Below are 11,924 nucleotides of genomic sequence, written 5' to 3'. Positions count from 1 at the left end.
TGATTCTTACCGTTCCTCTCGGTACGGCTTACACAGACCATCTGACACGCCCCCCCTGAGGCTTTCAGCTGCTCGACCAGGTCCTGGCCCGAGGGCTCGCCTGGGTTCTTCTCGTCGATCATGGTCATGATTCTTACCGTTCCTCTCGGTACGGCTTACACAGACCATCTGACACGCCCCGGCGGCACCGGCGATGGCCCGCACGGATGCGCCCTCATAGCCGAGTTCGGCGAACAGTTCCTTCGCGGCGTCGAGGATCGCGTCTCGGGTGCCGCTGTCGCCCGAGCGGCGCCCGCTTGGCCGCGCGCCATAACGGAAAGGTCGAGCGGTACAACCGGCTGATGGTCGATGAGGTCCTCTACGCCCGCCCGTACTCCTCAGAGCAAGCTCGGCGTGAGGCCCTGGCGGTGTGGGTGAACCACTACAACTACCATCGGCCTCATACCTCCTGCGGAGACGCTCCTCNCCTAGGGCGTGTCTGAGAATAGATGCACGAGTCAGCTGAGACCCTGGGGACATGTCCCGGTTCCAGATGCTCTCCGACGCCCAATGGGAGTTGATCGCCCCGATGCTCCCGACCCGGACCGGCCGCGCCGGCAGGCCGTTCGCCGACGCCCGCGCCATGGTGGAGGCGATCATCTACCGGTACCGGTGCGGAATCGCTTGGAGGGATCTGCCCGAGGTCTACGGGCCCTGGCAGACCGTGTGGACCTGGCATCGGCGCTTGGCCGAAGAAGGCACCTGGGACACGGTGCTGGCCACGCTGACCGCCGCCGCTGACGCCGAAGGCCTGATCGATTGGTCGGTCTCGGTGGACTCCACGATCGCCCGCGCCCACCAGCACGCGACGAACATCACCCGCCACACAGGGGGATGGATCGAACTACAAGAATCCGCGTGAGGAGCCGGCCGATCACGGCATCGGGCGCTCCCGTGGCGGGCTGAGCACGAAGATCCATCAGCTCGTCGATGGGACCGGGCTGCCGCTGGTCAGCCTGATCACCCCCGGCCAGGCAGGGGACTCCCCGATGCTGCTTCCTCTTCTGGAGCAGCTGCGCGTGACCCGGCCAGTAGGGCGGCCCCGGACCCGCCCCGAGGCCGTGCTGGGCGATAAGGCGTACTCCTCCCGGGCGATCCGCACCCACCTACGAAGCGGTCATCCCCGAACCGGCCGACCAGCAGGGCCACCGCAGACGGCGCGGTGCCCGCGGCGGGCGCCCCGTCAGCCTCGACGCGGACGCCTACAAGGGCCGCAACGTCATCGAGCGTCAGTACGCGCACCTGAAGCAGTGGCGGGGTCTGGCGACCCGGTATGACAAGTACGCGATCGTCTACCGGTCCGCTGTGGTGCTGAATGCTGTGATCGCATGGTCCAAACGATTGTCAGACATGCCCTAGTCGGTCATCCTCAAAGTGACGCTGCCGGAGCGGGCGGACTTCTACCGCGAGTTCGTGGACCATCCCCGAGTGATCCGCGTCCTGGCCCTGTCGGGCGGCTATACCCGGGCCCAGGCCACCACCCTGCTGGCCCGCAACCACGGCGTGATCGCCAGCTTCTCCCGCGCCCTGACCGAAGGGCTGAGTACGGCCCAGAGCCCAGCGCAGTTCAATGCGGTGTTGGATGAGGCCATCAACGCGATCGCGACGGCCTCTCGCACCTGACCGGAGGCCATAGGACCGCTGCGGTAGTCTGCGGCCGCCGAAGCGGTGTCCGACCACCCCCCATTCCTGGGGCCGGGCACCGCCTCAGCGGCGTCTGCCGCGCAGTTCAACGGGCAGCCACCGAGGAGCGCACGAAGTCCTGGCGCACCCCCAAGGCGCGGTCGGTGCGCCGGATGGACTCGCCGCCGTCGTCGACGGTTCCGGTGAGGGCCCGGATCGCGTCGATGTTCTCGGGGACGACGATCGCCTGGTTGTCCACCGTGTAGGTGTAGTACAGCTCGTTGCCGTCCACGGTGAGGATGTCTTCCCAGAGGGCCACCTCATACATATCACCCCGGGGCCGGCCCAGGTCCTCCATGAGTTCCACGGTGCTATTGACCGCCACGACGCCGTCCGAGCGCCGGACGAAGGCGATCCGCGGCATCGCCCGGAACGCCTCCAACACCTCCTGCTTCTCGGCCGGGCGGGTGAGCTCGATCGTCCAGTAGTGCAGGTGGTTCTGAGTGTGGGCTCCCTTGGCGGCCATGGTGACCACGTCCAGGTCCGGGACCACCGACTGGGCGTCGGGCCCCTGATGGCTGGGGATTCGGCCCTCGGGGACGATGGTGTTCATGATCCCCGAGTGGTCCGATTCCCACGGATCGGTGGCCCGGCGGATGAGCACCCCCCGGGCCTTGGACAGCAGTCCGACGTCCTTCAGCGCGGTAAGGGCCCGGACGGTGGCGGTGGTATTGCAGGACACCACCCGGGTGCTGTCCCGGCCCAGGGCGGTGGCGTAGTTGGCGTGGGCGACGAAGGAGTGGCCGGTGAGATCGTGCTTCTCCCCGCCCTGGAACACGGATTTGACCCCGTGGGCACGGTAGAGCTCCAGGTTGCCGGCGCCCACCTGGGCCGGGGTGCAGTCCACCACGACGTCAACGTTCTCGAGCAGGTCGTGCAGGCCTCCGACGACGGGAAGGCCGGCATCCGCCATCACCGGTAGGGCCTGCTCGGTAGAGGCGTAGACGGGGATACCCTTCCCGGCCGCAGTCGCGATCCGGTAGTCAGCGATGACGTCACTGACTCCGACCAGCGCCATGTCCTCCTGGGCCCGGACCGCGTCGGCGACGCGTTTGCCGATGACCCCGTACCCGTTCACCGCGACCTTGATCTTGTCCTGCATGCTCGTCTCCTTTCCTGGAGGACCCGTTCCGGTTTCGGGGTCTATCGCCAGCCGCGTCTCACCGGATGCCCGCAGCGGACGACGGTGCTCAGAGCTTGTCGAGCATCTGTTGCATTTCGGTAATCTCGGCCTCCTGGTCGGCGATGACCTGCTCGGCGAGCTGCACGGCCTGCGGGTTCTGGCCGTCCTCGACCTCGTCCTTGGCCATGTCCACGGCGCCCTTGTGGTGGGCGGTCATCTGCTCCAGGTACAACCGGGCGGCCTCGGTGCCCTGGGCCTGCTCCAGGGCGGCCATGTCCTCCTCGGACATCATCCCGGACATCCCGCCGTGGTCCATGCCCTCCATACCGTCCGTGTCCACGGGGTCTTGGCCCCAGGCGGTGAGCATGGCGTTCATGCGCTCGATCTCCGGGCCCTGGGCGTCGATGACCTTCTGGGCGAACGCGGCCACCTCCGCCGGGACGTCATCCTTGGCCAGCAGCATCTCGCTCATCTCAACGGCCTGCTGGTGGTGCGGGATCATCATTTGGGCGAACATCACGTCCGCGTCGTTGTGCTCGGCGGAGACCTCCTCGGCCGAACCGGTCGCCGTGGTGGACGGTGTCGCGGTGGCCGTGGCCGCAGGGGTGGCGGCGGGGGCGGAGCTGGTCGCGGTGGCCGAGGCCTCAGCGCCGGCGTTCTCGTCCTGGGCGCCGGTGCCGCAGGCGGTCAAGGTCAGGGCGGAGGCCAGGGCCAGGGCGGTCAGCGTCATGGTGCGTTTCATGGTGGGTCCTTCCACAGTGGGTTGAGGGTTCATATCAGAGTTAGCGCCAAGAGGCGCGATCAGGAGGTCGCGGGTTGAAGGGCAGCCTGCGACCGGGGGCGCTCGAGAGGAGCCAGGTGCTCCGGGTCCAGGTCGATCCGGCGCAGCAGCTGGGCGTTGAGGGCCACCACGATGGTGGAGACGGACATCAGGATCGCGCCCACCGCGGGGGAGAGCACGAACCCGATCGGGGCGAGCACGCCGGCGGCCAGCGGCACGGCGAGCACGTTGTAGCCGGTGGCCCACACCAGGTTCTGGATCATCTTGGTGTAGCTGGCCTGGGAGAGCTCGATCATCGACAGCACCGCGCGGGGGTCGTTGCTGGCCAGCACAACGCCGGCGGACTCCATGGCCACGTCGGTGCCGGCGCCGATGGCGATGCCGACCTCGGCCCGCGCCAGCGCCGGGGCGTCGTTGACGCCGTCGCCCACCATGGCCACGGACAGTCCCCGGGACTGCAACTCGGTGACCTTGGTGTCCTTGTCCTGGGGGAGGACCTCGGCGAAGACCTCGTCGATGCCCAGGTCCGCCCCGACGGCCTCGGCGACCTGGCGGGCATCGCCGGTGATCATCGCGACCTTGATGCCGCGGGCGTGCAGGGCGGCCACGGCGGCCCGGGACTCGGGGCGGACCTTGTCCTCCACGGCGACCGCGCCGATAACGGACCCCTCGCGCAGCACGTGCAACACCCCGGCCCCGCGCGCGGTCCAGGAGGCGGTGTGCTCAGTGATCTCCGCCGGCATGGTCAGGTTAAGCTCGCGCAGCATGTTCGGGCCCCCGACGAGGATCTCGGAGCCGTCCACGGTGGCGCGCACCCCGCGGCCCATGGCAGCACTGAAGTCCGTGCCGCGCTTGCGCAACGTGCTGGCCTGCGGGTGCTGCCCGGCGGCGGTGACGATGGCCCGGGCCACGGGGTGCTCGCTGTCAGCCTCGGCCGCGGCGGCCACCGCCAGCAGTTCTGCCTCGGACACGCCGGGCATCGCGGTGACGGCGGTGACGACGTGGGCGCCCTCGGTCAGGGTGCCGGTCTTGTCGAACAGGACCACGTCGATGGTGCGCATCCGCTCCAGGGCCATCCGGTCCTTGATCAGGACCCCGGACTTGGCGGCCTTCTCCGTGGAGAGGGCGATCACCAGCGGGATGGCCAGGCCCAGGGCGTGCGGGCAGGCGATGACCAGCACGGTCACGGTGCGGGTGACCGCGTCGGTGGGCTGGCCGATCGCGGTCCACACGATCGCGGTGATGATCGCCGCGACCAGGGCGAACCAGAACAGCAGGGCCGCCGCCCGGTCGGCCAACGCCTGGGCGCGGGAGGAGGATTCCTGGGCGTCAGCGACCATCCGCTGGATCCCGGCCAGGGTCGTGTCGGTCCCGACGGCGGCCACCTTCACCCGCACGGTGTTGTCGGTGGCCACGGTCCCAGCGACCACCGTGTCCCCGGCCTGGCGCAGCACAGGCTTCGACTCCCCGGTGATCATCGCCTCGTCGAACTCCGCGGCGCCCTCGAGGATGGTCCCGTCGGCCGGCACCCGGGCCCCGGCCCGCACTAGCACCACATCGCCCACGGCCAACTCGGTGATCGGCACGGTGATGGTGTCACCGTCCACGACCTTCTCGGCCTCCTCCGGCAGCAGCGCCGCCAGCGCGTCCAAGGCGGAGGAGGCCGCGCCCAGGGCGCGCATCTCCATCCAGTGGCCCAGCAGCATGATGACCACCAGCAGCGCCAGCTCCCACCAGAAGTCCAGCATCAGGTCCCCGATGCCCAGGGTCGTGACCCAGGAGGCGACGAAGGCCACCGTGATGGCCATCGCGATCAGCAGCATCATCCCGGGCTGGCGGGCGCGCAACTCGGTCAGCCCGCCCTTCAGGAAGGGCATGCCGCCATAGAGGTAGATCACGGTGCCCAGCACCGGGGCGATCCACGCCGAGCCCGGGAACTCGGGGACGTGGTAGCCCAGCAGCTGCCCGACCATGTGGCTGAAGAACACCACCGGGATGGAGAGCACCAGTGAGACCCAGAACCGGTTCTTGAACATCGCGGTGGAATGCCCGGCGTGCTGACCGTGGTCGTGGACCTGGTGCTCCTCGTCCAGGGCCGAGTGGGCGTGGCCCTGGGGCATGGCCTGCCCGTGGGTGGCCGCGTCCGCGGGGTGGTGGGCGGCATGGTCGGTGTGGTTGGCGTGGCCGGCGTGGGGGTTCGGGTCTGGGTGTTCGGCGGTCTGGTCGGTGGGGTGATCGTGGTGGTGCGGGGTGCTCATGGTGTTCCTTCTGCTCGGCGGTCTGTTCGGCGACCGGCTCGGCGGTGGGGCGCCGACCTCGAGGGGATGGGTCGGTTAGATCCGGACGCGGTAGCCGGCCGCTTCGATGGCCGTCCGCACGGAGTCCGCGGAGGCGGGCCCGGTCACGGTGACGGGGGAGGCCCCGCCGGCGACCAGTTCGACCCGGACATCGTCCACCCCGTCCAGGGCGCTCACGGCCTCGGCGACGGAGCCCACGCAGTGTCCGCAGGTCATGCCCTCCACCTGGTAGGTCGCGTCGCCGGCGCTCGTCCCGGTTGGGTCGGCACTCTGGTGCCCGGCGGGGGCGGTGGCGTCGGCGGCTGGGGCGCAGCACGAGCAGCCGTTGGTGGCCCCCGGCAGCGGGGTGCGGGCGGATTCGGTCATGACGGTCTCCTTCAGGTCTGAGGGCGGCGCCGGACGGCGCCTCTCCTCTTGGTATATACCCCCCGGGGGTATCATTCAAGGGGTGGAGCGCCGGTGTTCACGGTGGATAAACGGGTGCGCCGGTAGGTGGGCTGGTCGGGGGCTGCTTGGTGGGCAGGTCGATGGTGAACGTCGCCCCGGCCGTGGTGGAGGTGGCGCTCAAGGTGCCGCCGTGGGTCTGGATGAGAGCTCGGGAGATGGCCAGGCCGACCCCGGAGCCGCCGTGGTCACGGTCGCGGGCGGTGTCCCCGCGGTAGAAGCGTTCGAAGACGTGCGGCAGGTGCTCGGGAGAGATCCCCTCCCCGGTGTCGGTGACGCTGAGCGTGACCCCGGACGGGCTTTGTCGGGCCTCGAGGGTGACCCGGCCCCCGGCCGGGGTGTGGCGCAGGGCGTTGGTGAGCAGGTTGCCCAGGACCTGGCCCATGCGCTGGCGGTCCACGTCCACGGCCAGGCCCGGATCGGCGTCCATGGTCAGGGCCACGCCCTTGGTGGCGTAGGCCTCCTTGTGGGCCTCGGTCGCGGCATGCAGCAGCCCGCTGACCCCTTGGGGGCTGCGGTCCAGTTCGATCCGGCCCTCCTCGGCGCGGGAGACGTCGTTGATGTCCTCCACCAGCCGGGTCAACCGGGCCAGCTGCTCGCCCATCAGCTCACCGGTGGGCTCGTCCCAGTGGGACACCCCGTCTTGCAGGGCCTCGTGGTAGACGGTCAGCACGGAGACGGGGGTGCGCAGCTCGTGGGCCAGGTCCGAGAGCATCCGTCGACGGGTGTCCTCGGTGCGCTGAAGCCGTGCGGCCATGGTGTTGAAAGACCCTGCCAGCTCCTCCACCTCGGTGCCGGCGCCCATGGCCGGCACGCGGGTGTCGTACCGTCCACCGGCCATGGCCTTGGCCGCCTGGGTCAGGGCGTTGATCGGACTCTGGATCCGGCGGGCGACATGCCAGGTCAATGCCAGACAACAGATCAAGGCCGTGGCCAGGGCCACGCCCAGGGTCCAGAAATTGGCGTCCCGGTAGGCCTGCTCCACGTGCAGCATCTGGGCTGCATCGTGTCCGGCCCCGGCCTGTTCCAGGTGCTCGTGGAACAGTGGTGGGCCGGCCAGGGAGGCCACCACCACCGCGGCCAGCACGCTGGCCCCCACCACCAGCAGCTGGGCGAGGAAGAACCGGGCCGCTAATCCTTGGTAGCGCCGCCGGCCGGTCATTGCTCCGCCATCCGGTAGCCGACCCCGCGGACGGTGTCGATATAGCGGGCCGGGTCCGCGTCGAGCTTGCGGCGCAGGTTCTTGATGTGCACGTCCACGAGCCGTTCATCGCCCACCCAGGCCGGGTCCCAGACGATATCGATCAGCTGGCGCCGGGAGAAGGCCTGGTGCGGGCGCCCCGACAAGGCGGCCAGCAGGTCGAACTCCGTGCGCGTTAGTTGCACCACCTGGCCCGACACGCGGGCCTCGTGGGCGGCCAGGTCGATGACCAGGTCACCGCAGACCCGTTCCGGTTCGGGGGCTGACACCGTTGTGCGCGGCCGGCGCATGACCGCCCCCACCCGGGCGACCAGCTCCCGGACGCTGAAGGGTTTGGTGATGTAGTCATCGGCCCCCACCGCCAATCCCTCCAACCGGTGGTGCTCATCGCCGCGGGCGGTGAGCATCAGCACATAGCACTCGGAGAAGGCCCGCACCCGCCGGCACACCTCGATCCCGTCCAGCCCGGGCAGGCCCAGGTCCAGGACTATCACGTCGGGCTCGTGAACCCGGGCGGCCTGCACTGCGGCCGGGCCGGTGTGGGTGAGGGCCACCTCGTAGCCGGCCCGCTCCAGGTAGGTGGCCACCATGCGCGCCAGCGGCTTCTCGTCATCGACCACCAACACCCGGCCGGCCGCCGGACCAGTCCCAGTGTCAGTCCCAGTGCCAGTGCCAGAGTTCATGGGTCCAGTCTCGCTCTGTCTCGCGCCCCGGCGGCTCAGAACGGTGCCGGGGCGGGGAATCTTCATCGAATCTTCAAGGCAAACCGCCCCATCCCGGCGCGTCACCGGCCGACAATGGTAGAAGCCCCGCCTTTTGGCCCGGGGCGGAAAGGCTCCATGACCCCCCTGACCCGCAGAACCCTGATCGCCGGCGGGCTGACCCTGCTCGGCGCTGGCACCCTCACCGCCTGCGCCGCGCCGAACCCCGCGACATCCCCGGCGGCCGGCACCGGCACGCAGGGCACCGGCACGGCCATCACCCACGTCCATGCCCTCACCCGGGACCCCGAGTCCGGTGAGGTGCTGCTGGCCACCCACCAGGGCCTGTTCCGGCTCCAGGACGGGGAGCTGACCCAGGTCGGTCCGGTCGTGGACTTCATGGGTTTCACTCTGACTCCCGAGGGCCGCTACCTGGCCTCGGGTCACCCCGCGCCGCGCACCGACCTGCCCGAGCCGCTGGGCCTGGCCGAGTCCACCGACCGGGGCCAGAGCTGGACGGTGCTCTCCCGCGGCGGCGCATCCGATTTCCACGCCCTGGCCGCCGGCCCGAACGGGGTCCTCGGCTTCGATGGGCAACTGCGCGCCAGCACCGACGGCCTCACCTGGCAGAGCCTTGAGATCCCCGTCGCCCCGGCATCGCTGGCGATCTCCCCCAAAACCGGGACCGTGCTGGCCACCACCGAAACCGGCATGTTGCGCTCGACCGACCACGGCGCGACCTGGACCACCCTGGACACCCCCCAGCTGATGCACCTGGTCGCCTGGGCCGATGACACCACCGCCGTGGGCGCCGGCACCGAGGGACACCTGCTGACCAGCACCGACGCCGGCGACACCTGGACCGCCAGCGACCGCCCGGTCGGCACGGCCACCGCCCTGGGAACGGGCATCACCGACGACGGGCAGACCGAAGCACTGCTGGTCGTCGGCTCGACCGTGCTGTCCACCACGGACGGCGGGAACACCACCGAATCGCTGCTGTGACCTCCCCCCGCCGCCCCCTGTCCGGCTGGCCCGCCCTTCGAACCGTTCTGGGCACCCTCGTGTTGATCCTGGGCCTGCTCGGGATGCACGCTGGTACGGGCACCAGCGCGGCTTGGGCCGCCACCGGTACGGCCGCCGCCACAACTGTTCATCACCTCGGGCCGGGGCCATCGGTCCGGCCGGCATGGTGCCCGAGGTCGTGCTCCCGGCCGAGCCTGCCGGGGATGAGGCAGCCGACCCCGGGCTGCCGGTCTGTGCCCTGGAGGCCGTGGACGATACCTGCGCCTCGGCCCTGACCAAGGCACCTGTCGTGTCCCACTTGGCCTCCCGGGCCCTCCTGCCTAGCCCCGGTGGGGGACTGACCGCACCACCCCTGCCCTGGGTTGCCCATTTCCGGCCCCCGTGGACCCTTCACTGGCTCAACTGGCCGTCAGCCGCACCTAAAGCCCCCGGCCGCGCCCCACCGGTGAGCGCAGGGTCCGCCAATACCTCCGGGTGACAGCGGCACGCAGCCCCGGTACGCCACCGGCCTCACCCAGCAACTGATCAGCCATGCCCGGCCCCGTCGCGCCCGCCTGCGACACGGGGCCGGATGACGGAAAGAAGAACCGATGACCTCCTCACTGACCACCCGCCGCACCTTCCTGGGCGCCTCCGTCGGGGCCCTGGCGCTGGCCGGGCTGGCCGCCTGCGCCGATCCCGCCATCAGCCCCCAACCGTCAGGGCGCATCCTGCCCACCGACCCGCTGGTCGCCGAGTACGAGAAACGACGCGCCGCCTCGGGCACCACCGTCACCCACCGGCTCTCCGCCGCACCCCTCGAGACCTCCCTCCAGGGTCGGGGCCTGACCACCTGGGGATACAACGACGGCCTCAACGGGCCGCTGCTGCGCGCCCAGACCGGGGACCTGCTCAAGGTCAGCGTCGCCAACGACCTGCCCGAGGACACGAGCGTGCACTGGCACGGGCTGGCCCTGCGCAACGACGCCGACGGAGTCCAGGGGGTGACCCAGGACCCCATCGCCGCCGGAGGACGCTATACGTACGGCTTCCGGCTGTCCCATCCGGGCACGTACTGGTACCACTCCCACTTCGACACCCAGCGCGAACGCGCCCTGTACGGGGCCCTGATCGTCGAGGACCCCAACGAGCCCCTCAGCTACGACCAGGAATGGGTCGTGATCCTGGACGACTGGCTCGACGGGATCACCGGAACACCGCAGGACGTCGTCGAGGAACTCTCCGCCGGGATGGACATGTCCGGCGACATGGAGGGCATGGCCGGCATGGCGGGCATGGACCACGGGTCCATGAGCCAGGACAGCTCCTCGGGCATGCCCATGAAGCACATGCTCATGGGCGCTGAGAGCGACTATCTGGGCGGGGACGCCGGCGACGTGAAGATCCCCGTGCACCTGTTCAACGGCCGCCCCCCATCCGACCCGGACACCTTCTCCAGCACCCCGGGCAACCGGATCCGCCTGCGCTTGATCAACGCGGCCGGAGACACCGCCTACCGGGTCGGGATCCCCGGCCAGGAACTGACCATCACCCACACCGACGGGTTCCCGGTCCAGCCCCGCCAGGCCGATGCCGTCGTCCTGGGGATGGGCGAACGCCTGGACGTGCTGATCACCCTCGGCGACCAGGCGGTGCCCGTACTGGCCCTGCCCGAGGGCAAGACCGGCCACGCCTACGGCATCATCGCAGCCGGTCCAAAGACCACGCTCTCCGGTCGGCTCCCGCAGACCCTGGGCGGAACCGTGCTCGATGGCAGCCGACTGAAGGCACACGAATCCGTCCTGCTCCCACCCAAGGACCCGACCAGGACCCACGAGGTACGCCTCACCGGATCGATGATGGAGTACGACTGGGGCATCAACGGGCGACGCTTCGACCCGGCCAACCCCTTCGAGGGCGCCTTCGAACTCCGGTTGGACGAACGCGTGCGGGTCACGATGACCAACGACACCGACATGTGGCACCCCATGCACCTGCACGGCCACACCTTCCAGCTGGCCGACCATGGCGCCCGCAAGGACACGGTCATCATCAAACCCCGGCATACCATCGTCTTCGACTTCGAGGCGGACAACCCGGGCCAGTGGCTAACCCACTGCCACAACGCTTACCACGCCGAGGCCGGGATGATGGGCGTCTTCTCCTACATCCACTGACCCTCCCGCCCGGCCCACACCCCTCCATCCACGGGGGGATCGCACGGTGGCCGCCCAGGAAAGAACATGCCTTTATCGCTCACCCCGCATCACCGTGGACCGGGTGATCACGGACAACGGGAACAACTATCGGGCTGCGGACTTCACCGCGAAGGTGGTCTCGCTCGGGGGCCGGCATCACCGGATCCGCCCCTACACCCCGCGCCATAACGGGAAGGTCGAGCGGTACAACCGGCTGATGGTCGATGAGGTCCTCTACGCCCGCCCGTANCCCGCTCGAGCGCGGCCTTGACCAGCGCGGGCACGAACCCGCCGTCACCGGTGAGCTCGACGCCGCCCGCGTCGATCTGCGCGAACAGGGCATCAAGCTGCCCTGAGGCTTTCAGCTGCTCGACCAGGTCCTGGCCCGAGGGCTCGCCTGGGTTCTTCTCGTCGATCATGGTCATGATTCTTACCGTTCCTCTCGGTACGGC

General features: G+C 69.8%; 10 protein-coding genes and 4 pseudogenes. 6 read left to right on the top strand and 8 right to left on the bottom strand.

Annotated features, from left to right (window positions below):
• Positions 1-6: 6 nt before the first annotated feature.
• Positions 7-258: a helix-turn-helix domain-containing protein gene (locus CITRIK5_RS12360; RefSeq protein ID WP_305075840.1), complete on the bottom strand. Its 252-nt coding sequence runs from the start codon at positions 256-258 to the stop codon at positions 7-9.
• A 47-nt stretch (positions 259-305) separates the two neighbouring features.
• Between CITRIK5_RS12360 and CITRIK5_RS01620 the strand changes: the two are divergent.
• From CITRIK5_RS01620 to CITRIK5_RS01610, 3 genes and pseudogenes are all read left to right on the top strand, one after another.
• Positions 306-465, top strand: a pseudogene (locus CITRIK5_RS01620) (integrase core domain-containing protein); the annotation flags it as partial.
• 52 nt (positions 466-517) lie between these two features.
• A pseudogene (locus tag CITRIK5_RS01615) lies at positions 518-1,398 on the top strand (IS5 family transposase).
• Positions 1,399-1,413: 15 nt separating this feature from the next.
• Positions 1,414-1,662: a hypothetical protein gene (locus CITRIK5_RS01610; RefSeq protein ID WP_060974079.1), complete on the top strand. Its 249-nt coding sequence runs from the start codon at positions 1,414-1,416 to the stop codon at positions 1,660-1,662.
• Between the two features lie 106 nt (positions 1,663-1,768).
• Here CITRIK5_RS01610 and CITRIK5_RS01605 read toward each other — a convergent pair whose 3' ends face one another.
• From CITRIK5_RS01605 to CITRIK5_RS01580, 6 genes are all read right to left on the bottom strand, one after another.
• The gene (locus tag CITRIK5_RS01605; protein ID WP_002854314.1) at positions 1,769-2,824 is read right to left on the bottom strand and encodes a type II glyceraldehyde-3-phosphate dehydrogenase; all 1,056 of its coding nucleotides are present in this window, start codon (positions 2,822-2,824) and stop codon (positions 1,769-1,771) included.
• Between the two features lie 88 nt (positions 2,825-2,912).
• Entirely contained in the window at positions 2,913-3,587 is a 675-nt protein-coding gene (locus CITRIK5_RS01600) for a DUF305 domain-containing protein (RefSeq protein WP_060974078.1), read from the bottom strand.
• Between the two features lie 59 nt (positions 3,588-3,646).
• Positions 3,647-5,884 (bottom strand): copper-translocating P-type ATPase, encoded by a 2,238-nt coding sequence (locus CITRIK5_RS01595; RefSeq protein ID WP_060974077.1) that lies wholly within the window; start codon positions 5,882-5,884, stop codon positions 3,647-3,649.
• Between the two features lie 75 nt (positions 5,885-5,959).
• Positions 5,960-6,289, bottom strand: coding sequence for a heavy-metal-associated domain-containing protein (locus CITRIK5_RS01590; RefSeq protein WP_002854303.1), 330 nt, complete (start codon positions 6,287-6,289; stop codon positions 5,960-5,962).
• 97 nt (positions 6,290-6,386) lie between these two features.
• On the bottom strand, positions 6,387-7,529 hold the full coding sequence (locus CITRIK5_RS01585; protein WP_002854301.1) for a cell wall metabolism sensor histidine kinase WalK: 1,143 nt from the start codon (positions 7,527-7,529) through the stop codon (positions 6,387-6,389).
• Positions 7,526-8,251 (bottom strand): response regulator transcription factor, encoded by a 726-nt coding sequence (locus tag CITRIK5_RS01580; protein WP_036340673.1) that lies wholly within the window; start codon positions 8,249-8,251, stop codon positions 7,526-7,528. Before CITRIK5_RS01580 ends, CITRIK5_RS01585 begins: the two co-directional genes overlap by 4 nt.
• A gap of 156 nt (positions 8,252-8,407) precedes the next feature.
• On the opposite strand from CITRIK5_RS01580, the gene CITRIK5_RS01575 reads away from it, so the two are divergent.
• The 3 genes and pseudogenes from CITRIK5_RS01575 to CITRIK5_RS01565 all read left to right on the top strand — a co-directional run.
• Positions 8,408-9,274: a F510_1955 family glycosylhydrolase gene (locus CITRIK5_RS01575; protein WP_036340675.1), complete on the top strand. Its 867-nt coding sequence runs from the start codon at positions 8,408-8,410 to the stop codon at positions 9,272-9,274.
• A 611-nt stretch (positions 9,275-9,885) separates the two neighbouring features.
• Positions 9,886-11,451 carry a multicopper oxidase family protein gene (locus CITRIK5_RS01570; protein WP_159832933.1) on the top strand — a complete coding sequence of 522 codons (1,566 nt, stop codon included), beginning with the start codon at positions 9,886-9,888 and terminating at the stop codon, positions 11,449-11,451.
• Between the two features lie 94 nt (positions 11,452-11,545).
• Positions 11,546-11,721 (top strand): annotated as a pseudogene (locus CITRIK5_RS01565) (integrase core domain-containing protein); the annotation flags it as partial.
• A 1-nt stretch (position 11,722) separates the two neighbouring features.
• Here the strand turns inward: CITRIK5_RS01565 and CITRIK5_RS01560 are convergent.
• Positions 11,723-11,891 (bottom strand): annotated as a pseudogene (locus tag CITRIK5_RS01560) (IS256 family transposase); the annotation flags it as partial.
• Between the last annotated feature and the right edge of the window lie 33 nt (positions 11,892-11,924).

Origin of the sequence: Micrococcus sp. 116 (assembly GCF_902506395.1) — a bacterium.
Taxonomy (GTDB): Bacteria; Actinomycetota; Actinomycetes; order Actinomycetales; family Micrococcaceae; genus Micrococcus; species Micrococcus luteus.
The sequence above is the reverse complement of the archived record's forward strand: the minus strand, read 5'-3'. Positions and strand labels throughout refer to the sequence as shown.